This is a genomic window from Jatrophihabitans sp. (assembly GCF_036389215.1).
Lineage (GTDB): Bacteria > Actinomycetota > Actinomycetes > Mycobacteriales > Jatrophihabitantaceae > Jatrophihabitans_A.
In genome coordinates this window covers 1-22,513 of the sequence record NZ_DASVQG010000238.1, presented here as the reverse complement: position 1 = coordinate 22,513, position 22,513 = coordinate 1, and the positions used below count along the sequence as shown (strand labels likewise).

General features: G+C 69.1%; 24 protein-coding genes and 1 pseudogene. 8 read left to right on the top strand and 17 right to left on the bottom strand.

Translation table 11 applies throughout. The features are described 5' to 3' along the window. The 4 genes and pseudogenes from VF542_RS13240 to VF542_RS13225 all read right to left on the bottom strand — a co-directional run. Nucleotides 1-393 (bottom strand): annotated as a pseudogene (locus VF542_RS13240) (glutamyl-tRNA reductase); the annotation flags it as partial. After that, a complete protein-coding gene (locus tag VF542_RS13235; protein ID WP_408652174.1) occupies nucleotides 390-1,220 on the bottom strand; it encodes a redox-sensing transcriptional repressor Rex in 831 nt (276 codons plus the stop codon). The gene VF542_RS13235 and the pseudogene VF542_RS13240, both read right to left, overlap by 4 nt. 160 nt (nucleotides 1,221-1,380) lie before the next feature. Next, on the bottom strand, nucleotides 1,381-1,629 hold the full coding sequence (locus VF542_RS13230) for a glutaredoxin family protein (RefSeq protein ID WP_408652173.1): 249 nt from the start codon (nucleotides 1,627-1,629) through the stop codon (nucleotides 1,381-1,383). Nucleotides 1,630-1,636: 7 nt separating this feature from the next. Beyond that, nucleotides 1,637-3,241 (bottom strand): class I adenylate-forming enzyme family protein, encoded by a 1,605-nt coding sequence (locus tag VF542_RS13225; RefSeq protein WP_408652172.1) that lies wholly within the window; start codon nucleotides 3,239-3,241, stop codon nucleotides 1,637-1,639. 251 nt (nucleotides 3,242-3,492) lie between these two features. Here VF542_RS13225 and VF542_RS13220 point away from each other — a divergent pair, with 251 nt between their 5' ends. The 3 genes from VF542_RS13220 to VF542_RS13210 all read left to right on the top strand — a co-directional run bounded on the left by VF542_RS13220 (nucleotide 3,493) and on the right by VF542_RS13210 (nucleotide 6,680). Continuing rightward, nucleotides 3,493-4,299 (top strand): sigma-70 family RNA polymerase sigma factor, encoded by an 807-nt coding sequence (locus tag VF542_RS13220; protein ID WP_408652171.1) that lies wholly within the window; start codon nucleotides 3,493-3,495, stop codon nucleotides 4,297-4,299. A 140-nt stretch (nucleotides 4,300-4,439) separates the two neighbouring features. After that, nucleotides 4,440-5,729: a DUF5667 domain-containing protein gene (locus tag VF542_RS13215; protein WP_408652170.1), complete on the top strand. Its 1,290-nt coding sequence runs from the start codon at nucleotides 4,440-4,442 to the stop codon at nucleotides 5,727-5,729. A gap of 129 nt (nucleotides 5,730-5,858) precedes the next feature. Then, nucleotides 5,859-6,680 carry an HAD family hydrolase gene (locus VF542_RS13210; protein ID WP_408652175.1) on the top strand — a complete coding sequence of 274 codons (822 nt, stop codon included), beginning with the start codon at nucleotides 5,859-5,861 and terminating at the stop codon, nucleotides 6,678-6,680. Between the two features lie 74 nt (nucleotides 6,681-6,754). Here VF542_RS13210 and VF542_RS13205 read toward each other — a convergent pair whose 3' ends face one another. The 6 genes from VF542_RS13205 to VF542_RS13180 all read right to left on the bottom strand — a co-directional run bounded on the left by VF542_RS13205 (nucleotide 6,755) and on the right by VF542_RS13180 (nucleotide 11,546). After that, nucleotides 6,755-7,693, bottom strand: a complete 939-nt coding sequence (locus tag VF542_RS13205; protein ID WP_408652169.1) for a lysophospholipid acyltransferase family protein — start codon at nucleotides 7,691-7,693, stop codon at nucleotides 6,755-6,757. Further along, nucleotides 7,686-8,783 (bottom strand): NAD-dependent epimerase/dehydratase family protein, encoded by a 1,098-nt coding sequence (locus VF542_RS13200; protein WP_408652168.1) that lies wholly within the window; start codon nucleotides 8,781-8,783, stop codon nucleotides 7,686-7,688. The genes VF542_RS13205 and VF542_RS13200 overlap by 8 nt, the downstream gene beginning before the upstream one ends. A 33-nt stretch (nucleotides 8,784-8,816) precedes the next feature. Continuing rightward, nucleotides 8,817-8,915 carry a 30S ribosomal protein bS22 gene (locus tag VF542_RS13195; RefSeq protein ID WP_012854759.1) on the bottom strand — a complete coding sequence of 33 codons (99 nt, stop codon included), beginning with the start codon at nucleotides 8,913-8,915 and terminating at the stop codon, nucleotides 8,817-8,819. 314 nt (nucleotides 8,916-9,229) lie between these two features. Next, nucleotides 9,230-9,433 carry a helix-turn-helix domain-containing protein gene (locus VF542_RS13190; protein WP_408652167.1) on the bottom strand — a complete coding sequence of 68 codons (204 nt, stop codon included), beginning with the start codon at nucleotides 9,431-9,433 and terminating at the stop codon, nucleotides 9,230-9,232. 307 nt (nucleotides 9,434-9,740) lie between these two features. After that, on the bottom strand, nucleotides 9,741-10,565 hold the full coding sequence (gene proC, locus VF542_RS13185; RefSeq protein ID WP_408652166.1) for a pyrroline-5-carboxylate reductase: 825 nt from the start codon (nucleotides 10,563-10,565) through the stop codon (nucleotides 9,741-9,743). Nucleotides 10,566-10,619: 54 nt separating this feature from the next. Further along, entirely contained in the window at nucleotides 10,620-11,546 is a 927-nt protein-coding gene (locus tag VF542_RS13180; RefSeq protein ID WP_408652165.1) for a hypothetical protein, read from the bottom strand. A gap of 92 nt (nucleotides 11,547-11,638) precedes the next feature. On the opposite strand from VF542_RS13180, the gene VF542_RS13175 reads away from it, so the two are divergent. Continuing rightward, nucleotides 11,639-12,463 carry a hypothetical protein gene (locus VF542_RS13175; RefSeq protein WP_408652164.1) on the top strand — a complete coding sequence of 275 codons (825 nt, stop codon included), beginning with the start codon at nucleotides 11,639-11,641 and terminating at the stop codon, nucleotides 12,461-12,463. A gap of 75 nt (nucleotides 12,464-12,538) precedes the next feature. Here the strand turns inward: VF542_RS13175 and VF542_RS13170 are convergent, their stop codons facing one another. The 3 genes from VF542_RS13170 to VF542_RS13160 all read right to left on the bottom strand — a co-directional run bounded on the left by VF542_RS13170 (nucleotide 12,539) and on the right by VF542_RS13160 (nucleotide 14,939). Beyond that, nucleotides 12,539-12,772, bottom strand: coding sequence for a hypothetical protein (locus VF542_RS13170; RefSeq protein WP_408652163.1), 234 nt, complete (start codon nucleotides 12,770-12,772; stop codon nucleotides 12,539-12,541). Between the two features lie 174 nt (nucleotides 12,773-12,946). Next, nucleotides 12,947-13,627, bottom strand: a complete 681-nt coding sequence (locus VF542_RS13165; protein WP_408652162.1) for a response regulator — start codon at nucleotides 13,625-13,627, stop codon at nucleotides 12,947-12,949. A 34-nt stretch (nucleotides 13,628-13,661) separates the two neighbouring features. After that, entirely contained in the window at nucleotides 13,662-14,939 is a 1,278-nt protein-coding gene (locus VF542_RS13160; protein WP_408652161.1) for an ATP-binding protein, read from the bottom strand. 142 nt (nucleotides 14,940-15,081) lie between these two features. Here VF542_RS13160 and phoU point away from each other — a divergent pair, with 142 nt between their 5' ends. Next, nucleotides 15,082-15,759, top strand: coding sequence for a phosphate signaling complex protein PhoU (phoU, locus tag VF542_RS13155; protein ID WP_408652160.1), 678 nt, complete (start codon nucleotides 15,082-15,084; stop codon nucleotides 15,757-15,759). A 1,295-nt stretch (nucleotides 15,760-17,054) separates the two neighbouring features. Further along, complete coding sequence (locus tag VF542_RS13150) at nucleotides 17,055-18,041, top strand: hypothetical protein (RefSeq protein ID WP_408652159.1); 987 nt, start codon at nucleotides 17,055-17,057, stop codon at nucleotides 18,039-18,041. Nucleotides 18,042-18,113: 72 nt separating this feature from the next. On the opposite strand, the gene VF542_RS13145 is transcribed toward VF542_RS13150, so the two are convergent. After that, nucleotides 18,114-18,662: a hypothetical protein gene (locus tag VF542_RS13145; RefSeq protein ID WP_408652158.1), complete on the bottom strand. Its 549-nt coding sequence runs from the start codon at nucleotides 18,660-18,662 to the stop codon at nucleotides 18,114-18,116. A 435-nt stretch (nucleotides 18,663-19,097) separates the two neighbouring features. Between VF542_RS13145 and VF542_RS13140 the strand changes: the two genes are divergently transcribed. Continuing rightward, nucleotides 19,098-19,355 carry a helix-turn-helix domain-containing protein gene (locus VF542_RS13140; protein ID WP_408652157.1) on the top strand — a complete coding sequence of 86 codons (258 nt, stop codon included), beginning with the start codon at nucleotides 19,098-19,100 and terminating at the stop codon, nucleotides 19,353-19,355. Between the two features lie 30 nt (nucleotides 19,356-19,385). Here the strand turns inward: VF542_RS13140 and VF542_RS13135 are convergent, their stop codons facing one another. From VF542_RS13135 to mshA, 3 genes are read right to left on the bottom strand one after another with little or no spacing between them, the layout of a single operon-like run. Beyond that, nucleotides 19,386-20,126 (bottom strand): phosphoglyceromutase, encoded by a 741-nt coding sequence (locus tag VF542_RS13135; RefSeq protein WP_408652156.1) that lies wholly within the window; start codon nucleotides 20,124-20,126, stop codon nucleotides 19,386-19,388. Nucleotides 20,127-20,157: 31 nt separating this feature from the next. Then, entirely contained in the window at nucleotides 20,158-20,679 is a 522-nt protein-coding gene (locus tag VF542_RS13130) for a YbjN domain-containing protein (protein ID WP_408652155.1), read from the bottom strand. Next, a complete protein-coding gene (gene mshA / locus VF542_RS13125; RefSeq protein WP_408652154.1) occupies nucleotides 20,676-21,977 on the bottom strand; it encodes a D-inositol-3-phosphate glycosyltransferase in 1,302 nt (433 codons plus the stop codon). The genes VF542_RS13130 and mshA overlap by 4 nt, the downstream gene beginning before the upstream one ends. 134 nt (nucleotides 21,978-22,111) lie before the next feature. Here mshA and VF542_RS13120 point away from each other — a divergent pair. Then, a partial coding sequence (locus VF542_RS13120; protein WP_408652153.1) for an SDR family oxidoreductase occupies nucleotides 22,112-22,513 on the top strand: 402 nt, incomplete at its 3' end.

Sequence of the window (22,513 nt, the reverse complement as noted above, 5' to 3'; positions counted from 1 at the left end):
GGCCTCGGTCCCGCTGGCATAGGCGTTGCGAAGCTGGCCCAGGATCTGGGACTCCCCGACCACCATCGAATCCAGCCCGGCCGCCACCTGCAGCAGGTGGTCGGCGGCCGCCTCGTCGAAGTGGACGTAGAGGTGATCGCCGAGTTCGGTCACGCCCATGCCGGCGATCCGGGCCAGCGTGGTGGAGATGTCGACGACCGCCGGGTGGAACCGGGCAACGTCTGCATAGATCTCGATCCGGTTGCACGTCGAGAGCACGATGACCTCGGAGATGGCCTGGCTGCGGTGCAGCTCGTCCAGGACCTTGGCCTGCCCGTCCGGCGGGATGCTGGCGCGTTCCAGCACCCGGACCGGTGCGGAGTGATGTGAAAGGCCGACCACGAGCAGTGTCACGGAGCCACCGCCACCTTGCTGACCGGCTTGGCAGTCATCGGCTGGGCACCCATGGGCTGTGCACCCATCGGCTGGGCACCCATGGGCTGGGCACCCATCGGCTGGGCAGTCATCGGCAGGCAGTCCGCCCGGCCTGCCTTGCGGTTGTCGTGGAAGGACAGGATCTGCAGCTCCGCCGCCAGGTCCACCTTGCGCACGTCGACATGCGGCGGGACGTTGAGCACCGTCGGGGCGAAGTTCAGGATCGAGGTCACGCCGGCGGACACCAACCGGTCGCAGACGTCCTGCGCGGCGGCGGCCGGTACCGCCACCACGGCGATCGCGATGTTCTCCCGCTTGACGACCTCGGCGAGGCAGTCCACGTGCTGCACGGTCAGCCCGCGCAGCCGGGTGCCCACCAGCGCCGGATGGGCATCGATCAGCGCCGAGATCCGGAAGCCCCGGGAGGCGAAACCGGCGTACCCGGCCAGCGCCTGGCCCAGGTGTCCCATGCCGATGAGGGCCACAGCCCGGTTCTGGTGCAGGCCGAGGGTCTTGTGGATCTGCTCGGTCAGCACCGACACCTCGTAGCCGACGCCGCGCACGCCGTAGGAGCCGAGGTAGGACAGGTCCTTGCGCAGCTTGGCGGAGTTCACCCCGGCCGCGGCGGCCAGCGATTCCGAGGACACGGTGGCCACTCCCAGCTCACCCATGCCGATCAGCGCGCGCAGGTAGGTGGCCAGCCGGGCGACGGTGGCCTCCGGGATCACCCGCTGGTCGGTAGCCGTCACCGACCGCTGGTCAGCGTCATCGCCGACCGCGTCGAGCGGGTCTGGCTGCGCGATCATGTGCTCCTCAAGATGACCGGTCACGGCCCTTGCCGCAGGCCCCCCGCAGTGAAGGCAAACCGGTGTGGTAAAGGGGTAGACAGCAAGGAACCGTACGCTCTTGTGAAGGCATTCACAAAATCGCTGACCGGTGTGGTAATAGGCCGCTGGACAGCGTTGTTCAGCGTCGCAGAGCAGCCCTGAACCGCGCTTCTTCCACACGCCAGTAACCGTGCTCGGCGCCGTCGATGAGGATCACCGGCACCCGCTCGGAGTACTCGTTGGCCCGGGCCCGATCGGCGTCGACGTCCAGCAGCACCAGCTCGAATCCGAGCTCGTCCGACAGCGCCGCGAGCTGCCGCTCGGCATCGGCGCACAGGTGACAGCCGTCCCGGGTGATCAGGGTGACCCGGTGCTCGGGTGCTGCCACGGCCCCGTCAGCCCCGGCCCGCGGCCGCGCGCAACCGCCACTTCATCACCTTGCCGGTGACGGTGTGCGGCAGCTCGCTCACCTCGATGATCTGCTTGGGCAGCTTGAACCGGGCCAGCGACCGCCCGGCCTCGGCCAGCAGCTGATCCGGGTCCAGCACGGTCCCGGCCTCGGGGACCACGTAGGCCACGATCGATTCGCTGGTCTCGCTCTCGGCCACCCCGAGCACCGCGATCTCGGCCACCCCGGCCAGCTTACTGAACACCGCCTCGACCTCGGCGGGGTAGACGTTGAAGCCGTTCACCAGCACCAGATCGGTGCGCCGGCCCACCAGGTAGTAGTCGCCGTCGTCGTCGGCCACCGCCAGGTCCCCGGTCGCGAACCAGCCGTCCTCCGCGGGCCCATCCGACGCGTCGGGCCAGTAGCCGAGGAACAGGTTCGCACCCCGCACCTCGAGCAGGCCGAGATCGCCGACCTCGACCACCTCGCCGTCGCTGTCGACCAGCCGCACCTCGATGCCGGGCAGCGGCCGGCCGACGGAGCCGGGCTTGGGATCCGCCCAGCTGTCCGGACCGGCGGGCGTCAGGTTCAGCGAGATCACCGGAGCCGCCTCGGTCAGGCCGTAGCCCTCGAACAGCGGCACCCCGACGGACTCGAAGCGGGCGATCAGCTCCGCCGACAGCGGGGCCGAGCCCGACAGCGCGAACCGGACCCCGGCGAAGCCGTCCGCCAGCTCCGGCTCGCCGGCCCACATCGCGAACTCCAGCGGGGCTCCGATCACCACCGTGACCTGCTCCTCGCGCAGCTGCCGAAGGCTGGCCGCGGCGTCGAACCTCGATGCCAGCACGACGCCCGCGCCGAAGTACAGCGCCAGTCCGAGGCCGGCGTTGAGCCCGAAGACGTGGAACAGCGGCAGCGGCAGGAAGATCCGGTCCCGAGCGCTGACCGGCACCGGCCGCAGGTCCGCCACCTGGGCCAGGTTCGCCAGCAGCGCGCGTACCGGCAGCATGGCGCCCTTGGGACGGCCCGACGTGCCGGAGGTGTAGAGCAGGACCGCCAGCTGCTCACCGGTGCGGTCCAGACCCTGGGGTGGGCCGTCCGGAGCGTCCCGGCCGGCGGCCAGCAGTTCGGCGACGGTGGGCAGCCCGTCGGCATCGGACCGGGCGGCGATGACGATCTGGCTCAGCTGCGGGTGGCTCTGGTAGAGCCGGTCGGCCGCCGCGACGGTGGCCACGGCGGAGGTGACCAGCATCCGGGCACCGGAGTCGGCGAGGATGTGCTCCAGTTCGGGCATCGTGTAGCCCGGGTTGACCGGCACCACCACCAGGCCGGCCTGCAGCGCGGCGAGGTAGACGGTGACGAATTCGGTGGTGGTGGGCGCCTGGATGGCGAGCCGGTCATCAGGCCGCAGGCCCGCTGCCACCAGTCCGGCCGCGAGGTCACCGACGGTGTCCCGCAGCTGCGACCAGGTCCAGCGGTGCTCGGCGTCGATCACGGCGATCTCAGCCGGCCGCTCCTGCGCCGCCCGCTGGAGCAGCTCGCCGAACGTGGCGGGACGGGCCTCGGCCTGGCCCGATTCGCTGGGCAGCGGCGCGCGAGACTCGACAGTCACCAGACCTCCCTGAACCTCGTCCCCGGTCCCGCAGACCCGGTTTCGATTAAAGCTACTGACGGGTATCCCCAGATGCCAGGGCCTACTGACATCACGTCGAGCGTCCAGTAGCAAGCAGAGAGTAACCAAAGGTACTCGTGTTGAGCCGTTTGTACAGGTAGCGTCTCGTACAAACAGATGTCACCAATTACGTCGAACCGCGACGCACTCCCGGATTACGGAAGCGGGCATTGCTGATGAGCATCCCCGGAATGGCTGTGGGCGTCCCCGCCCCGGCCATTCCAGGCTGGGCAAAGCTCGCCCTCCGAGTGTCACAGGGGGTGCGCGACCTGGCCCGCGCCTCGATGGACGCCTTCGAATCCGCGGTCAATATTCCGCTGGCGGCCTCCCCGGCCGGCTCCACACGTACCAGCCCGCCCAGTGCTTCCGATGATGTCGACTCCTCCAACGACTCGGCGCCGGAAAAGATACCGCTGCCTCGGGGCGGTGACACCTCTGAGGTCAACGGCGAGCATGCCGCGATGTGGAGCCTGGTGCTGGCGGCCCAGGGAGGCGACGGCGAAGCCTTCGGAAAGCTCTACGACCAGTATGTCGACTCGGTATTCCGGTTCATCTACTACCGCGTGAACGACCGGGCGCTGGCCGAGGACTTCACCTCCGAGACGTTCCTGCGCGCGTTGCGCCGGATCTCCTCGATCAACTACCAGGGCCGTGACATCGGTGCCTGGTTCATCACCATTGCCCGGAACATCGTCTTCGACCATGCCAAATCGGCCCGGTTCCGGCTCGAGCTGAGCACCGGTGACGTGATCGAAGGCAACGATGTGGACGCCGGCCCCGAGCTTGCGGTGCTGACCAGGATGACCAACGCCCGGCTGCTGGAAGCGGTCAACTCCCTCGGCGAGGAGCAGAAGGAGTGCATCGTGCTGCGGTTCCTCAACGGCCTGTCGGTGGCCGAGACCGCGTCGGTGATGGGCAAGAACGACGGGGCCATCAAGGCGTTGCAGCACCGGGCCGTGAAGAGGCTGGCGAGCGTGCTCGGCGACGAGCTCAGGTAATTCTCAAGAGCTCAGTTCATCCGCAACTATGCCCCCAAGTGAGTAACCCCAACGGCTCGGCTGTCGTTGAATGCAACGAAGCAGACCAGTAGCGCCATTCGGGCGTCGCGTGCTGCGATCGGATCACCATGGAGGGTGGCATGAGCGCTGGGCGATTCACCACCCGGTGGGGGCACCGTAGCTCCGCTGCCGAGTTGGAGCTGATCAGCCGGTTGCGCCAGCTACCCAGCCCCGTCCCCGAACCCCGCTTCAAGTTCGAGCTGCGCGCCCAGTTGGTCGCCATCACCGCCCGGGTCGTGTCGGAGTCGACGACGGCCGAGCCGAGCCGGGGGACGCCGACCGGCGCTCCCGCCGGCAACGAGCCCAGCGCGGCCGCCAGCAAGGCGCTGCGCAGGTTGCGCCGGCCCGCGCTGGCGCTGGCCGGCGCGTCCACGGTGCTGGTGCTGCTGCTCGGCATGGCGGTCTGGATGGCGGGCGGATCGCTGCCCGGCCAGTCCCTGTACGGGGTGAAGCGGGCGAGTGAGAACGTCCAGCTGTCGATGGCCGGCACCGACACCGCCAAGGGCAAGGCGTACCTGCAGTTGGCGGGCAACCGGGTCCGCGAGGTCGCCGATCTGCTCGCCCAGCCCTCGGCGATGCTGGCCAGCGGCGGCGTCAGCGCCGACGGCCGCCAGGTCAACCCGCATACCGCGTCATTGATCAGTGACACGCTGGTCAGCGCCGACGAGGACAGCGTCAACGGCATGCAGCTGCTCGGCCGGGCCGCGGTGGCCCAGCTGTCCAAGGAGCCGCTGGCCAAGCTGGGCGACTGGCTGCCCGAGCAGCGACGCCAGCTGGCCGAGGTTCGTGACCGGCTTCCGGCCGGCACGCTGCACACCCGGGTCCAGGCCTCGATGCTCCTGCTGCAGCGGATCGCCACCCGGACCACCCAGCTCAACCGCGCGATGGGCTGCCCGTGCCTGGCCCAGGCGCTGGCCGACGAGTTGGGCCCGGTGCCGTGCGGCAGCTGTGGCCCGGTGTCCAGCCCGACGCCTGGTGGCAGCACCCCCGCAACCGTGCAGGTACCGATCCCCGGCCTCGGCTCCACCGGGTCCTCGAGCTCGTTGCCGAACCTGTCGTTGCCGCCGCTCGGCGGCGGACCGGGCAGTTCCAGCTCTGGCCACGCTTCCGGCACGACGACCTCTCCCTCGTCGGCACCGGGGCTGCCCACCGCGCTGCCCGTGACCACGCCGGCGCCGCTGCCCTCCAGCCAGCCGACCGGCGGCGGTGCCACGGCCAGCACACCGGTCGTCATCGGTGGATCGCCCAGCCCCAGCCTGTCGTTGCCGCTGCCCAGCGTGCCGGGTGGGGTCGGTGGGTCGGTTTCGGACCGCACCCCGACGTTGCCCATCCCGTTGCCGACACCCTTGCCGAGTATCTCCTTCCCCTAAACGCGCTGTGGACTCCCTGACGCTCCCCGGCAGCACTGGGCCACGGCAGCACTGGCTACGCTCGGTGCTGCCAACCTGACCGCGGCGTCGAAGGGAGCACCGGTGCCTGGCCGTTCCGCGGGGTCGGCGGTGCGCGAGGTCGAGGAGGCGCTGTCGATTCCGGCTCGTCCGGAGGCCGCAGCCTTCTTCGACGTCGACAACACCGTCGTGGTGGGCGCCTCGATCTTCCACTTCGCCAAGGGGCTGGCGGCCCGCAAGTACTTCTCCACCAGCGACCTGCGCCGGTTCCTCTGGCAGCAGGTGAAGTTCCGGGCCGGCGGTGAAGGGCAGCACAACATCACCCAGGCCCGTGAATCGGCGCTGGCGTTCATCGCGGGCAAGTCCGTCGCCGAGATCGTGGCGATGTCGGAGGAGATCTACGACGAGACGATCGCCGCGCGGATCTACTCCGGGACCAGGGCGCTGGCTCAGCTGCACCTGGACGCCGGCGAGCGGGTCTGGCTGGTCACCGCCACGCCGGAGGAACTGGCCGCCATCATCGCGCGCCGGCTGGGGCTGACCGGAGCGCTGGGCACCCGGGCCGAGGAGCAGGACGGCCTGTTCACCGGACGGCTGATCGGTGAGCTGCTGCATGGCGAGGCCAAGGCGGCGGCGGTGCGGGACCTGGCCCTGCGAGAGGGACTGGACCTGGCCGAGTGCGCGGCGTACTCCGATTCCATCAACGACATCCCGATGCTGTCGCTGGTCGGCCGGCCGGTTGCGGTCAATCCGGATTCGGCACTGCGCGACGAGGCCCGCCGCCGTGGCTGGGAGATCCGCGACTTCCGATCCGGACGCAAGGCCGCCCGGATCGGTGTGCCGACCGCCCTGGTCACGGCGGCGGCCGGCGGGGCGGTGGCCGGTGGCCTGGCGATCGCGCGCCGGCAGGAGCGCAGCCAGGATCGATCCTGAGCCAGGCCGATGAGGTCAGTGCCAGCTAGCCGATGAGGTCAGGTGCCAGCTGGCCGACGAGGCCAGCCGCGCGGTCAGTGCCAGACCGAGCGGCGCTGCATCAGCAGCCGGTACAGGCTGCCCTGGATCTGCTCGCGAACCCGGTCGGTGAGCTCGAAGACCAGCATCGGATCCTCGGCGGCGTCCGGGCCGTACTCAGTGGTGTCGATCGGCTCACCGAACTCGATGTACCACTTGCTGGGCAGCGGGATCAGCCCGAGCGGCCCGAGCCACGGGAAGGTCGGCGTCAGCGGGAAATGCGGCAGGCCCAGCACCCTGGCCAGGGTCTTGGCGTTCCCCAGCATCGGATGGATCTCCTCGGATCCCACGATCGCCGTCGGGATGATCGGCGCACCGGTCCGCAGCGCCGCCGAGACGAAGCCGCCGCGGCCGAAGCGTTGCAGCTTGTACCGCTCGGAGAACGGCTTACCGATGCCCTTGAACCCCTCGGGCCAGACTCCGACCAGTTCCCCGGAACCCAGCAGGCGCTCGGCGTCGTCGTTGCAGGCCAGCGTGCTGCCGGTCTTGCGGGCAAGCGGCCCGAGCACCGGGGTGGTGAACACCAGATCAGCGCCCAGCATCCGCAGGAACCGGTGGTTCGGCGTCTCGTCGTGCACCGCGGTCGCGGTCATCACGCCGTCCAGCGCCCACAGGGCACCCGCGTGGTTGGCCACGATCAGCGCGCCCGAGTCGGCCGGCAGGTGGTGCGCGCCGGTGACCTCGGTCCTGAACCACCTGCGGTACAGCTGGCGGGCCACCGGCAGCACCGTCGCCTCGGTCAGCTCCGGGTCGAAGCCGAAGTCATCCACCGGGTAGTCCCCGGTGACCCGGCGGCGCAGGAATGCCAGCCCCGCCGCCGCCCGGCGTTCCCATCCGGCGGCCTGGCCGGTGGCCGGTTGTTGGCCCGGCTCGGTGCCGGGCGCCACCGAAGCACCGTCCTGGGGATGCAACCTGATCACCTGAGCCTCACCCATGGCGAAGCCTCCTCGAAGGGTCGATCGACGTGACGGATGCCGACGTGCGGCCGCGCGTCGGCGTGGTCCGCAGCAGCCGCGCCAGCACCGCCTCACCGGCGTCCAGGACCGTCTCGGTGACCACCGGCGACACCGGGCGGCCGGTCAGGAACGACTCGAAAGCGGCTTCGGTGGAGTACTGCGGCGTGTACCCGAAGGCTTCCTTGAGCCGGTCGTTGGAGACCACCCGCCCGAAGTTCAGGAACTGCATCTGTTCCGGCGAGAAGTCCACGATGCCGCTGCGCCGGACGGTCCGCCCGACGAACGAGACGGCCGGTGCCGGCACCGGAACCGCGATCCTGCGGGCCCGCCGGATGGCCTGGCTGAGCAGCAGCACGCCGTCGGCGGCGACGTTGAAGGTCCCGGGACGGTCCGACGTGCTGGCCAGCCGCAGCACCTCGATGCCGTCGGTCTCGTGCAGCAGTTGCAGCCGCGGGTCGAAGCCGAACACGGTGGGCACGACCGGCAGCTGGAAGTACCGGGTCAGCGGGGTGTCGATGAACGGCCCGACGAAGTTGGCGAAGCGCAGCAGCGTGACGTTGACGTCCGGGCGCCGGCGGGTGAAGCCGCGCAGGTAGCCCTCGACCTCGATGGCGTCCTTGGCATAGCCGCTGCGGGGCAGCGCCTTGGCGGCCATGTCCTCGGTGAAGATCGCCGGATCGCGGGGGGAGGTGCCGTACACCGCGGTGCTGGACTTGACGACCAGGCGCTGGACGGTGGCCGAGTTCTGGCAGGCTGCCAGCAACTGCATGGTGCCGATGACGTTCAGCTCTTTCATAGGCGTCCGCCCGCCCGCACCGTGCGGGGTCGCCGTGACCGAGGCATGCACCACGGTGTCGACCTCGGCGCCGCTGATCACCTTCGAGATCAGCGGGTTGCGAATGTCGGCCCGGACGAACTCGGTACGGCCCAGCAGGTCCAGATCGGCCCTTGCCGGCGGCACCGTGTCGACGCCGATGATCCGGTCGATGGCGGGATCGGCAGACAGCCGCCCCGCGAGCCGGCAGGCGAGATGGCGGCTGACGCCGGTGACCAGGACGACCCGCGACATCGAACTCCTACCGAGGGGTGTCGAGCAGGCAGGTTACTTCTTGTTGCGGCGCTGAACGCGCGTCTTCTTCAGCAGCTTGCGGTGCTTCTTCTTCGCCATCCGCTTGCGCCGCTTCTTGATGACAGAACCCATTGCCTACCTCACCAACCTCATCGACTCGCGTTGAAGGACCTGAGCGACTTGGCTGAACTCGTATGACTTCGACGTCACCTCAGGTCATGCACGCGTCACTGGCTGGCAGCTTACCGTGCTGCGCGGCACGGGTTGACACCTCGTCAGGCCCGCACGGCAGCACCGTCAGGCCGCACGGCAGCACCGCGAAAGCGCCGGTCAGGGGCAAGCGACAGCCATCGCGCGGCAGGACAGTCACGGGCACGCGACAGTCACGGGCAGGCGACAGTCACCGCGCGGGCGGGACGCTCAGCCGGGTCCGTGGGTCGGGACGCTCAGCCGGCCTCGAAGAAGGCGCTCTTGAGATAGTCCTGCACCGCCTTTTCGGGCACCCGGAAGGACCGACCCACCCTGACCGCGGGCAGCTCACCGGAGTGCACCATGCGGTACACCGTCATCTTCGAGACGCGCATCACCCCGGCCACCTCGGCCACGGTCAGAAAACGCACCTCACGCAATCCCTCAGGAGTCGTACTCATCGATCACCGGACTCTCGGCACGTGACAGTGTGCCGGCTTCCCGCCGGGCAACCTGACACGCACGTGCTCGCCTGAGAGTAGCGGTAGCGATGGTGCCTATGCGATACATGTTCTTCACAAAGTGGATACTTTTTGTACAACCCCGGCGCGCCATCCCATTCCGAGCGGAGTTCCGTGCCGTCTACCGCACGGGCGCTGCTCTGACGCTCGGGGGTCACTCGCCGCTCACCCCGCCACTCACCCGCGATCCACCCGGCCCGTCCACCCGCGGTTCACCCGCCGCTCACCCGGCCCGTCCACCCGTCGCTCACTCGGCGTCAGCGGCCAGGCCCAGCTCGGCCGAGCGGTCGCGGGCCGCTTCGATGGCCGCCAGGAACGCGGCCCGGACGCCGTGATTCTCCAGCTCGCGGATCGCTGAGATGGTGGTCCCGGCCGGGCTGGTGACGGCCTCGCGCAATTGCACCGGGTGCTCCCCGGAGTCCCGGAGCATCACCGCCGAGCCGACCAGGGTCTGCACGATCAGCTCGGCGGCCAGCGCCCGCGGCAGGCCCAGCAGGATGCCTGCGTCGATCATGGCCTCGACCAGGAAGAAGAAGTACGCCGGGCCGCTGCCGGACAGGGCAGTGACCGCGTCCAGCTGGGACTCGGGCACCCGGACCACCCGGCCGACGGCGGAGAGCAGCTCGTCGGCCCGCTGCAGGTGCGCCTGGGTGGCCCGTGAGCCTGCCGAGATCGCCGTCATCGCCTCGTCGACCAGCGCCGGAGTGTTGGGCATGCACCGCACCACGGCGGGTCCGGCGGGCAGGCCGCGCTCGATCCGGGCGGTGGTGATGCCGGCCGCCACCGAGACGACCAGCTGCTCAGCGGTGACCACTTCAGCCAGCTGGTGGAGCAGCTGGTCGATGTCCTGCGGCTTGACGGCGATCAGGATCGTGGCGCAGGACCGGGCGGCCTCGGCGACGTCGACCACCCGGACGCCATAGCGCTCGTGCAGGTAGCGGATCCGGTCGGGATAGTGCTCGACCACCAGGATGTCGTCGGGATCGGCGCTCTTGCGCAACAGCCCGGACAGCAGCGCCTCGCCGATCTTGCCACCGCCGATGATCGCCAGCCTGCCGGAGTCGCTCGTCATGGCGTCATCCTCTCAGCCGGGCTCCCGAGCCGGGGTGGCCCCCTGCTGGACGGGTCAGCTGATCTGGTCCAGCCGGCGCAGGATCACTCCCTCCCGCAGCGCCCACGGCGACAGCTCGAACTCCGATACGTCCAGCGCCAGCATCGCCTGCTCCGCCACCACCGCCCCGGCCATGGTCTGGTGGGCCCGGGCGGCTGACACCCCGTCGAGTTCCGCCAGGTCCGCCGACGGGATCCGGGAGATGAAGCCGATGATCTGGCGAAGGCCGTTGATCTGCAGGCTTCGGCGCACCCGCGGCCCGGCGCTGGACGGGGCGGCGCCGGCCAGGCGGGCCAGCGTTCGGAACGTCTTGCTGCTGGCGACCACCCGGTCCGGTGGGCCGGTGGACAGCAGCTTGCGGGCCGGGCCGGCAAGCTGTTCGGCGACGTACTTGCGCAGTTCTTCGATCGAGCGCTTGGACGGCGGGTCGCCGTCGAGCCACTCCCGGGTCAGCCGGCCGGCGCCGAGCGGAACCGACAGCGCCACCTCGGGCACCTCGTCGCTGCCCACCGCCAGTTCCAGCGAGCCGCCACCGATGTCCAGGCACAGCAGCCGCCCGGCGCTCCAGCCGAACCACCGCCGCACCGCCAGGAAGGTCAGCACCGCCTCGTCGTCGCCGGTGAGCACCATGAGCTCCACGCCGGTCTCGTTCTTGACCCGGGCCAGCACCTCGGAGGAGTTACGGGCGTCCCGAACCGCCGACGTGGCGAAGGCGAGCAACTCGTCGCACTGCAGTTCGGTGGCCTGCCGGCGGGCGCCGAGGGTGGCGCCGACCAGCGCGTCGGCTCCCTCGATGGCCAGGTCGCCGCGTTTGCCGATGTGCTCAGCCAGCCGCAGCACGCTCTTGCGGGACAGTTGCGGGGTCGGCTGAGCACCCAGGTGGGCGTCGACCACCAGCAGGTGGACGGTATTCGAGCCCACGTCCAATACCCCTAGTCGCATGGCGGTCACGCTAGCCGATCCGGGCCGGGCGACCTCCGGCCGAGCCCGGCCGCCGTGGCAACCCTCGGCTGCGCCGGGCTAGTCTCGCCGTTGTGCCTGCCCGGAACCTGCCCGTCATCCAGCCCGCGCCCCGCGACAGCGAGGTGGGCCTGGACTTCACCCGGGAATGGCTGGAGTTCACCGACCCCGCCGATCCCGAGCACCGCATCCGGGCGGACCTGACCTGGCTGTGCTCGCGCTGGACCTGCATCTTCGGACGCGGCTGCCACGGGGTCATCGAGGGACGGCCCGAGGAGGGGTGCTGCAGCCACGGCGCGTTCTTCTCCGACGCCGAGGACCTCAAGCGGGTGCGCGGCTACGCCAGGCAGTTGGACGCCGAGACCTGGCAGTACCAGAAGGTCGGCCGCCGCAAGGGCATCACCGAGCAGGACTCGGTCGGTGACGACGAGAACCGGATCCGGACCAGGACGGTCGACGGTGCCTGCATCTTCCTCAACCGGCCAGGCTTCGCAGGCGGCGAGGGTTGCGCCCTGCACGCGCTGGCCCTGCGTACCGGCCTGCACCCGTTGGACACCAAGCCGGAGGTGTGCTGGCAGCTGCCAGTCCGCCGGGAACAGGAATGGGTGACACGGGCCGATGACACGCAGGTCCTGGTGTCGACGGTGACCGAGTTCGACCGGCGCGGCTGGGGTGAGGGCGGGCATGACCTGCACTGGTGGTGCACCTCCTCTCCCGAGGCCCATGTCGGGACCGAACCGATGTATCTGAGCTACGCGCCGGAACTCACCGCGCTGATCGGGCAGCCGGCGTACACCGAGCTGGCCAGGCTGTGCGCGTTGCGGCTGGCGCAGGGCTTGGTCGCGGTGCATCCGGCCACCGTGGCGGCGGCCCAGCCGCCCGCCGGCCTCAACCGGTAGCTCAGCCGAACCGCGACCGAGTCAGCTCGGCCGGACGACGACCGGTAGCTCGGCCGGCGGAAGAAACCGGTTGGCTCAGGCGGCGAGTGCCAGCACCCGTTCCGCTTCGGCCGGTTCTTCGGTGAAGCAGAACGAGCACTCGACCCCCAACCCGCGGTGCGCACCGGCGAAATGATCGGCGGCGAGCGCCGCGCAGTAGTCACATTCGCCGTTGAAACCCTCGTAGGTCGGATCGAACCGGTTGCCGCATCCTGCGTTGATGCAGCAGGCGGCGTCGGTGTCGCTCTGGGTGCATTCGATGTCGAACATCGCGGGTCTCCTCCACAGGTTTGACTTGGGCAGACCTTCGCACCGGCCTCTGACAGTTTTCAGAACGGAACCTAATTCTGGGGACGGCGCTGCCGTCAGAACGGCACTGCGCGGAGCTCGTCGCGGCCCTGGTATCCACCGTCGCAGAAGCGGCTCAGCCGTCACAGAAGCGGCTCAGCCGTCGAACTTGTAGCCCAGCCCCCGGACCGTCAGCAGGAACTCCGGATTCGCCGGGTCGGGTTCGATCTTGGACCGCAGCCGCTTGACGTGCACGTCGAGGGTCTTGGTGTCACCGACGTAGTCCGAACCCCAGATGCGGTCGATCAGCTGGCCCCGGGTCAGCACCCGGCCGGCGTTGCGCAGCAGCAGCTCCAGCAGGTCGAACTCCTTGAGCGGCAGGGCCACCGTCGCGCCGTTGACCGACACGGTGTGCCGCTCGACGTCCAACCGCACCGGGCCGGCCTCGATCGTCGGGCTCAGCAACTCCTCGGACTCCGCGCCGCGGCGCAGCACCGCCCTGATCCGGGCCAGCAGCTCCCGGTGCGAGAACGGCTTGGTCACGTAGTCGTCGGCTCCGAGCTCGAGCCCGACTACCTTGTCCACCTCGGAGTCCCGGGCGGTCAGGATGATGATGGCGACGTTGGACCGCTGCCGCAGCGATCGGCAGACCTCGGTGCCCGAGAGCCCGGGCAGCATCAGGTCCAGCAACACCAGGTCGGCGCCACTGCGGTCGAACTGGCGCAGCGCGTCCGGACCGGTTTCGGCCACCTCCACCTCGAAACCCTCGCGGCGGAGCATGTAGGACAGCGGGTCCGAGATCGATTCCTCGTCCTCGACGACCAGTACCCGGGTCACGGTCTTCCTCTCGTGGATGGCGGACGCGGCGGGATCATCCCGCGGCGGTGTCGGCGGCGGCGGGAGCGGAGCCGGCCACGGATGCCGGCGCACGGCCGGCCAGCGGCGCGCGGCCGGCCAGCGGCGCACGATCAGCCAGCGGCGCGCGATCAGCCAGCGGCGCGCGACCGGCCAGCGGCAGCCGCATGGTGAAGGTCGAGCCGGACCCGACCACGCTCCACACCGACACGCTGCCGCCGTGGTTGGTGGCGATGTGCTTGACGATGGCGAGCCCTAGGCCGGTACCGCCGGTTGCCCTGGAGCGAGCCTGATCCACCCGGTAGAACCGCTCGAACACCCGGTCCAGGTCGGTGTCGGCAATCCCGATGCCCTGGTCGGCGACGGCGATCTCGACCCAGTCGGCGCCGTCGGCGTCGGTGACCAGGCGACTGGTCACACTGACCCGGGTGTGCTCGGGACTGTAGGCGATGGCGTTGTCGACCAGGTTGCCGAGCGCCGTGCTCAGCTGCGTCTCGTTGCCGCGCACCTGCAGCCCCGGTTCGGTGCGCTCGACCACCGTGATCCCGGTCTGCTCGGCCAGCAGCCGGCTGCGGTCCACCGCCTCGCCGACGACCTGGTCGACGCTGACCAGCGCCTGCCCCGGCAACGCCTCGGCGCCCTGCACCCGGGACAGCTCGATCAGCTCCTGCACCAGCCGGCCCAGCCGGGAGCCTTCGCGCTGCATCCGGCCGGCGAACCGCTGCACCGCCTCGGGATCGTCGGCCGCCTCCTGGACCGCCTCGGCGAGCAACGTCAGCGCGCTGACCGGGGTCTTGAGTTCGTGCGAGACGTTGGCGACGAAGTCCCGGCGTACCAGTTCGAGCCGCCGAGCCTCGGTGATGTCGGAGAATCGCAGGACGACCGAGCCGACCCGGCCGCCGTCGCGCAGCGGCATCGCCCGCACCAGGAAGCTGACGTGTTCCGGGCCCCGGCCGGGGGCGGTCAGGTCCAGGGTGACGCTGTCGGGACGGCCGGAGTCGGTCACCGACCGCACCAGTTCCGACAGCACCGGCAGGGTCAGCCGGTCGGCCTCGACCACCCGCATCCGCCGGGCCACCGGGTTGGCGAAGATCGCCGTCTCGTCCCGGTCGAGCACCACCACGCCGACGTCCAGCGCGCCGAGCGCCCGTGATGCCAGGCTCGTTCCGGGGGCTGCGGGCGCGGCCGGAGCCGAACCGGACCGGACGGCGCTGCGGCGCACGAACAGTGCCGCCGCGAAGGCCGACATCGCCGCTCCGAGCAGGAACGAGACGACGGCAACGACAAGGGCCACGTCCGCATCCTACGGCCGGAAAATGGGCGCACGGACGGCCTGAGGCCGGTGCGGACCGGGCGTCATCTGTTGTTCACCGACCGGCCGCCGGTCATTCATTCCGGGCGCCTGCGTCGGACATCTGCGTCCCTAGGCTGGTCGCATGCGCGATCTCTACCACGACGAGTTGGACCAGATCGGCGCCAGCCTGGTGGCCATGACGCACCTGGCGGGCACGGCCATGCAGCGGGCGACCGAGGCGCTGCTCGCCGGTGACCTGAGCGGTGCCGAGCGGGTGGTCAGCGACGACACTGCCATCGACGCGCTGCGGGCCGACCTGGAAGCCCGGACGTTCCTGCTGCTGTCGCTGCAGCAACCGGTGGCGACCGACCTACGGGTGCTGGTGACCACGCTGCACCTGGTGGCCGACCTGGAACGGATGGGTGATCTGGCGCTGCACGTGGCGAAGGTCGCCCGGATGCGCCACCCGGACATCGCCGTCCCGACGGAGCTGCGCGACGTGATCTCGCAGATGGGGGCGGTGGCGTTGTCGCTGGTGGACAAGGTCGCCGAGGTGATCAAGGGACGTGACGTCGAGCTGGCGCAGGCGATCGAGGCCGAGGACGACTCGATGGACGGCCTGCACCGCAAGCTCTTCACGCAGTTGCTGTCCGACACCTGGTCACATGGCATCGAGGCGGCGATCGACATGACGCTGCTGGGGCGGTACTACGAGCGGTACGCCGACCACGCGGTCGGCGTCGCCCGTCGGATCGTGTTCATCGCCACCGGCGCGATGCCGGCCGGATCCGCGGCGGCCAAGCAGCCAGCGGCGGGCTAGGGCCATTCCCAGTTTCGAAGCATCAGTGCGCACCTCCATCCGAAGCCCGCTGGCTCAGCTCGTGTCTGTCCCTCATGGCGGGAGTTACGGCCAGTTGTAGTTGCGAAGCATGGATACCTACCTCTCAGCCTGCGGACCCAGTCAGCAGCAGGCATGCTCCACTGCTCGGACTAACCCCAATGCCAGTTGCGGAGCGTCGGACGTAGTACCTCCGGTCACAGTGCCGACGGAGACTCGGCTCATCCGTCTGCTCTCACTTGCCGGCAGTTACGGCACTCCCAGTTACGGGTCATCCCGAACCCACCTCCACTCATCTGAGCAGGGAGAGCGCAGCAGCTGCCTGGCCTTGAGAGCCAGGCGAAGACGAGCATCACCACTCCCAACTACGAAGCATGAGCACCTCCCTCCCAGGCTGGCGACCTACCTGGCACGCACGCCATCTGCTTATGTCGCCGAGTCCAGTTGCGAAACATGGCGCATCACCTCGACCTAGCCAGAATATTCGTTACGCAGTCCGGCAATCTCCGAAGCACCACGCTCCACACGGGTAACGGCTACATGCGTCGCAGCCACGCTCGCGCCACCGTGTCTACGGCCAATTCTAATGACGCATACAGGCGACCTCCCCTCGTGACAAACGTCAGGCTCTGGCAAGAGATTGGCTATCGCAAGAGCACTCGTCTGACCTTTCATGTATATAGACACTTCGTCTATATCAATAGACAGATCGCTAGGTCTATTCTTCGGCCGGGTAAGGTATAAGCCTCTTGCTGTTCCCTACGAGTGTAAGGTCATTCCTTCGAGCCAACACGATCCGCTGACGCAACATCAAAGCGCACCCGCCTTGTGGATTAGCGTTGAACCGACGCTCCGTGTAGGGCTCAGCCACGACACGAGGCGTGCATGGGGCGGCGACAGGGAACGCCACCCATGCTAAGCATGGGTCAGACAACCGACAGCTGCTGATCTAGCATCCATCCCAGGACATTCGGCAGATGGTGGCATAGGCGGGCTTGGTCAAGGTCAGTCCCGTGGTGACAGAACTGGACCTTGCGGGTACGGTCTGTGACGGTTGATACCGGGGGGATTGCGATGAGAGCCAATGCGATCAGGAGCAAGACGCGGCCTGTTCAACAGCCGCGTCCTGCCGCTGATCTTTATCTCCGTAGGTTTAGTCCCAATCCCAGTGACGCAACATCCAACACACCCCCTTCAGGAATTGGAGTGCTCGGCCGTGCGGGCGTAGATCGGAGCCACGAGACTCGGCGCGTGCCTCAGCCCCGCAGGATCCCCTAATGATTGGGCCCGACGACGCATCCTTCCTGCTTCTGGCATCAACCAGTGTTGCCTATTCGGTATCGATTCGGCGGTTAGAACGGCTCCGCCGCGCACTTGCTAATGGCAAAATGCCGAACCTTCTCAGCGTCTGGACGATTGCAGCCACGCTTCTCCTGCCGCCGCCACTCATTGTGAGCGTGGTTGCGATCGCTTACGTCGCCGAGTGGCCCTCTCGCAAAATAGTTGGTCGGCGCCAACCTCTGAGATACCTCTTTAGCTGTGCGACTGCGGTGGCAGCCTGCCTTGCCACCATGGTTGTTGTCGACGCTGTGGACGGGCCCGCAGAGATATTTCTTGCGGTGCTGACCTTCTCGACCGTAAATATCACCATGATCGCGACAGTGATGGCAGTCGCGGGGGACAGACGTGTTCTCCGCAAGTTCGCCAACCCGAAGGCGCACTTGGCCGAAGTTGCGACTCAGTGCTTAGGCATAGCCCTTGCCGAACTGATCGGTTGGCACGTGGCGCTCGGATTCCTGGTTCTGCCCGCGGTGCTACTCGTCCACCGCTGGTCGCTGCGGGAGACGGTCAAGGTCGAGCAAGCGTTCGACGAAGAGACCGGACTGTGGTCGGAGACGGCCTGGCGGGTGCAGGCCCATCAGAAGCTGCACGACGCGCGGGGCCACGTCGCCCTCATCATCATCGACCCGGAGGAGTCAGGGGCAGAGCAGCGGATCCTGCAGGCGATCGGCTCGGGCCTCGCCCCCTCCGATCTGCTGGGCCGGTACGGCACCCGCCAGATCGTGGTGCTGATCCTGGTCGGCCGGCCTGAGGCCGGCCCGTTCCTGAGCACCGGCTTTCGAGCGGATCTGGCCCGTGCCGGAGTACAGGCTGCACTGGGCTGTGCCACCACAGCGGACTCCGAGCTTGAAGGCCTGCTGATCGAGGCCATGTCCGACCTGATGGCTCGGCGCGCCGCGGCAGGGGTCCACCGCAGCTGGTAAACAACCGCAGCTGGTAAACAACCGCAGCTGGTAGGCACCGAAACGCTGAGGCGACCGCAGCCCTGAAGCCGGCTACTCGCCCTCCGCTTCGTCGATAGCCGCCGCCAGGACACGCTCCAGGAACGACAGCACCGACGCCAGCGCCGATAGGTTTTCCGCTCGGGCAGTCCCCGCCCGGTCGCCCAGTTCCAGGACCAGGTCGGTGACCTGCCGCCGCTCGGCGGTCGTGAACCCCGATATGTCCAACGGCGCTACCTGCGCCGGCCTGGCTCCGGCAGCCGGTGCGGTGAACGCCCGAAGGAGCGCCGCCACGGCCTGAGCCTGCTCGATCGTCAGGTCACCGGTCGACGCCGGAAGCATCGAGGCCAGCAGTGAGCGGTCCTCCGAGACGTCGATGTCGAACTGGGTGGCGTAGCTGAGCACCACCTCTCGCGGGTCGACCCCGAGGGCGTGCGCCGTGCCCTCGATCACCTCGCGTGACTTCGGCCAGCCCTTCACGTCACCCTTGCTGATCTTGCCGAACGTCTGGTACGGAACCGAGCCGCCGGAGCGTTCTTCGAGTTGGCGCAGCGTCAACCCGGTGGCGAGCTTCTGTCGAACCAGTTCAGCAATCGTTGGCACGTGCCCCGAGCGCGGGTCAACCATCGTCGATCGACCCCTCTCCGGTCGGGAACCGCTACGCACAGTGCTGCCGGGACGGCCCGGCGTTCACAAAACTAGAGGTAGCCACCCTCCGCAGGCTATCCATTGAGCTAACTACAGCGAAGTAATTTTGCCCCCGTGTGTCTATCATTACATGAAGCGTGTCAAGTTATAGTTGACAGGCACCGCGCCAGCAACAAGGATTTCGACCACGCCGCCTCGCGTACCGGCACGGTCCCACATGAAGGGTGATGAGCTGTTGAGAACCACTGAAGCGCACTGTCCGAGCGGCCGCTCAACGGGCCGGTGCCGCTCAACGTCCCCGGGCGACTTTTGGTTACCCTGCGTGTCGCTTACTAGTAGACAATATCTAGACTGCTGGTTGACACCGTCCATAGATTTCGGTGGTTAGCCATGCAGCTGCGCAGCCGTGAGGCCTTGATCATCTGCCTGGAGGCGACGGGCATGTCCGAGCGGCTACTCGCCCGGGTGGCCGGGCTCAGCCACGCCACCGTCAACCATCTGGTGACGGGCCGCCGCACCGGCTGCACGCTGGCAACCGCCCGCGCCATCGAGACCGCGCTCGGGGTGGCAGCGGGGACCCTGTTCGAGAACGCGGAGGCACCCGCACCGATCCCCGATCCCGAATGGCAGCTCGGCGGTCAGAGCTGAAGCACCGGCGGTCAGGGGTGAACCACCGCCCTACCTGCCCTGGTTCGCCACTCCCTGGATGGCAGCCTCGGCGGCCTCCGGGTCCAGGTACTCCCCGGGCCGCACCGGCAGCATCGTCTTGTCGTCGAGCTCGTAGCGAAGCGGAATCCCGGTGGGGACGTTCAGAGACACCACAGCCTCGTCGCTGAGGTCGTCCAGGTGCTTGATCATCGCCCGCAGCGAGTTGCCGTGCGCGGCGATCAGCACCGTGCCGTTGCGCAGGTCCGGCACGATGGCGTCATAGAAGTAGGGCAGCATCCGGGCCACCACGTCGTCCAGGCACTCGGTACGCGGAACCGTGGTCAGCAGGTTGGCGTAGCGGTCATCGCCGACCTGGCTGTACTCGTCGTCCTCGGCCAGCGGCGGTGGCGGCACGTCATAGGAGCGGCGCCACAGCATGAACTGCTCGTCGCCGAACTCGGCTCGCACCGCCGCCTTGTCCTTGCCCTGCAGCGCGCCGTAGTGGCGCTCGTTGAGCCGCCAGCTGCGCCGCACCGGGATCCAGTGCCGGTCGGCGGTGTCCAGCGAGATCTGGGCGGTCCGGATCGCCCGCCGCAGCAGCGAGGTGTGCACCACCTCGGGTGCCAGGCCGTGCTCGCGCAGCAACTCCCCCGCACGCCGGCCTTCGGCCTCGCCGGCTTCGGTCAGGTCGACGTCCACCCAGCCGGTGAACAGGTTCTTGCGGTTCCAGTCGCTCTCACCATGACGGAGCAGCACGAGGGTGACGGTCATGGAACCAATCCTGCCAGGTCGCCGCGGGCGCTCAGCGCGCGCGCTTGACGAAGTTCTCGAACGCGGCAAGGTTGGCCAGCGACTCGCCCCGGCTCTGCCGCCACGCCCATTCCCGCTTGATCGAGGAACCGAAACCCAGTTCGAGCAGGGTGTTGAACGCCGAATCGGCATAGTCGAGCACCACGCCGAGCACCCGGTCGACCGAGTCCACGGTCACCGCCGCCAGCGGCCACCGCCCGGTCAGGTAGATGTCACCAGAGTCGTCGATCGACCAGTACACCCCGAACATCCGGGCATTGTGCGAGAGCAGCCAGCCGTACACCTGCTCGTGGTTCTCCTCGGGCTTGCGCACCACGAACGCCTCGACCGCCAGGCCCTGGCCGCCGACCACCAGCCAGCATGCGGTCTTCAGGCGCTTCTGGCCGGGAAGGTTGACCACGAACGCGCCGGGCTGGGGTTCCTGGTACTCCACCTCCGCGTCGTCGAGGGCTCGCCTGATCACGTCGACGGGGTGGCCTTGCTGGTCGGCGTCGCCCGGCCGGGCAGCCGTCACCGCGCAGCCGAGCCGGTCAGCGCCAGCGAGCCGAAGTCGGCCATCGCGTCCCGGTAGGCGACCAGCAGGCCATCGGCGGTATTCCGCCACGAGAACTGCTCGGCATGCACCCGGGCGGCCGCGCCCATAGCCGCCCGCCGCAGCGGGCTGCGCAGCAGCGCGCCCAGGGCGTCGGCCCAGTCCTCGGTGCGATGGCTGCCCACCAGGGTGCCCGTCCGGCCGTCCAGCACCGCGGTCCGCAGGCCACCTACCCCGGCCGCCACCACCGGAACCCCGCAGGCCTGGGACTCCAGCGCCACCAGGCCGAAGGACTCGTTGTGGCTGGGCACGACGGTCAGGTCCGCCGCGGCGTAGAAGTCCGCCAGCCGGGACCGGGAGGCCGGCGGCTCGAACCGCACCCGGTCCGCGATCCCGAGCTCGGCCGCCAGCCGCGGCAGGGCCAGCGGGTCGTTCACCCCGGAGCCGCTCGGTGCACCGACGATGACCACCTGCAGCCGCCGCGCAAGTTCCGGATCGAGTTCAGCCAGCCGGGCCGCCGCCCGAAGCAGGACGTCCGGCGCCTTCAAGGGCTGCAACCGCCCGACGAACAGCAGCACCAGGGCGTGCGGCGCGATCCCCAGCCGTTCCCGGGCCGCCCCGGCCGGGACGGGGCGGAAGGTGTCCAGGTCCACGCCGGGCGGGACGGTGACGATCCGGTCGGGGTCGGCGTCGTACCGGTCGACCAGCTGCCTGGCCTCGTCGTCGGTGTTGGCGATCAGCCGGTCCGCTTCGGCGATGACCTGCTCCTCACCGACGATCCGGGCCAGCGGCTCGGGCGCATCGCCGTCGGCCAGGTAGGCGTTCTTGGTCCGGCCCAGGGTGTGGGCGGTGTGCACGAGCGGGACGCCCCACCGTTCCCGAGCCAGCCACCCGACCTGTCCGGACAGCCAGTAGTGCGAGTGCACCACGTCATACCAACCCGGCTCGTGCTGGGCTTCGGCTCGCAGGACCGCGGCGCTGAAGGCGCACAGCTGGGCCGGCAGATCCTGCTTCGACAGCCCCTCGAAGGGGCCGGCCGTCACGTGCCGGACGATCACCCCTGGCTCGACCTCCACCACCCTGGGCAGGTCGGAGGAGGTTGCCCGGGTGAAGATCTCGACCTCGACACCCGAGTCGGCCAGCCGGCGCGCCGATTCCAGGATGTAGACGTTCATGCCGCCGGCATCGCCGCCACCGGGTTGTTCCAGCGGGGAGGTGTGCACGCTGAGGGTGGCTACCCGCTTCGGGAGTGCGCCGTGCCTTGCTACCCGCGTTGACATCCCGCGTCGCACGCCCTGTCGCACCTCGTCCCCCTGATCAGCCCTGTGGGTCAGCTGTCCTTGCTCAGCTCTGGACACAACACCGGGCCGCCCCCGATCATGCCTCACCTACCCGGATCGGTGAGAATCCAGGCATGGCAACCTCGCGCGGACTGGCAGTGGTGACCGGAGCGTCCAGCGGAATCGGCGCGGCAACCGCCCGGCAGCTCGCCTCGGCCGGCTTCACCGTGTGGGCCTGCGCCCGGCGCGCGGACCGGCTCGCGCAGGTGGCGGCGGACAGCCCGGCGATCACCGCGGTCACCCTGGATGTCACCTCGCCGGGCTCGGTTGCCGAGTTGACGGCCCGGGTGAACGCCGAGCGCGAGGGCCTGGCGCTACTGGTCAACAACGCCGGCGGGGCGATCGGGCTGGAGCCGGTTGCCCAGGCCGACCCGGCGGACTGGCTTCGGATGTATGAGACCAACGTGCTGGGCGCGATGCGGCTGGTGCAGGCACTGCTGCCGGCCCTGGAGGCCGGCGCCGGCGGCCACATCGTG

What these genes read in the sequence shown, in the direction of transcription:
- VF542_RS13235 (WP_408652174.1), bottom strand. Translation starts at nt 1,220, where the DNA reads ATGATCGCGCAGCCAGACCCGCTCGACGCGGTCGGCGATGACGCTGAC.
- VF542_RS13220 (WP_408652171.1), top strand. Translation starts at nt 3,493, where the DNA reads ATGGCTGTGGGCGTCCCCGCCCCGGCCATTCCAGGCTGGGCAAAGCTC.
- VF542_RS13215 (WP_408652170.1), top strand. Translation starts at nt 4,440, where the DNA reads ATGAGCGCTGGGCGATTCACCACCCGGTGGGGGCACCGTAGCTCCGCT.
- VF542_RS13205 (WP_408652169.1), bottom strand. Translation starts at nt 7,693, where the DNA reads ATGGGTGAGGCTCAGGTGATCAGGTTGCATCCCCAGGACGGTGCTTCG.
- VF542_RS13200 (WP_408652168.1), bottom strand. Translation starts at nt 8,783, where the DNA reads ATGTCGCGGGTCGTCCTGGTCACCGGCGTCAGCCGCCATCTCGCCTGC.
- VF542_RS13195 (WP_012854759.1), bottom strand. Translation starts at nt 8,915, where the DNA reads ATGGGTTCTGTCATCAAGAAGCGGCGCAAGCGGATGGCGAAGAAGAAG.
- VF542_RS13190 (WP_408652167.1), bottom strand. Translation starts at nt 9,433, where the DNA reads ATGAGTACGACTCCTGAGGGATTGCGTGAGGTGCGTTTTCTGACCGTG.
- proC (WP_408652166.1), bottom strand. Translation starts at nt 10,565, where the DNA reads ATGACGAGCGACTCCGGCAGGCTGGCGATCATCGGCGGTGGCAAGATC.
- VF542_RS13180 (WP_408652165.1), bottom strand. Translation starts at nt 11,546, where the DNA reads ATGCGACTAGGGGTATTGGACGTGGGCTCGAATACCGTCCACCTGCTG.
- VF542_RS13170 (WP_408652163.1), bottom strand. Translation starts at nt 12,772, where the DNA reads ATGTTCGACATCGAATGCACCCAGAGCGACACCGACGCCGCCTGCTGC.
- phoU (WP_408652160.1), top strand. Translation starts at nt 15,082, where the DNA reads ATGCGCGATCTCTACCACGACGAGTTGGACCAGATCGGCGCCAGCCTG.
- VF542_RS13150 (WP_408652159.1), top strand. Translation starts at nt 17,055, where the DNA reads ATGATTGGGCCCGACGACGCATCCTTCCTGCTTCTGGCATCAACCAGT.
- VF542_RS13140 (WP_408652157.1), top strand. Translation starts at nt 19,098, where the DNA reads ATGCAGCTGCGCAGCCGTGAGGCCTTGATCATCTGCCTGGAGGCGACG.
- VF542_RS13135 (WP_408652156.1), bottom strand. Translation starts at nt 20,126, where the DNA reads ATGACCGTCACCCTCGTGCTGCTCCGTCATGGTGAGAGCGACTGGAAC.
- mshA (WP_408652154.1), bottom strand. Translation starts at nt 21,977, where the DNA reads ATGTCAACGCGGGTAGCAAGGCACGGCGCACTCCCGAAGCGGGTAGCC.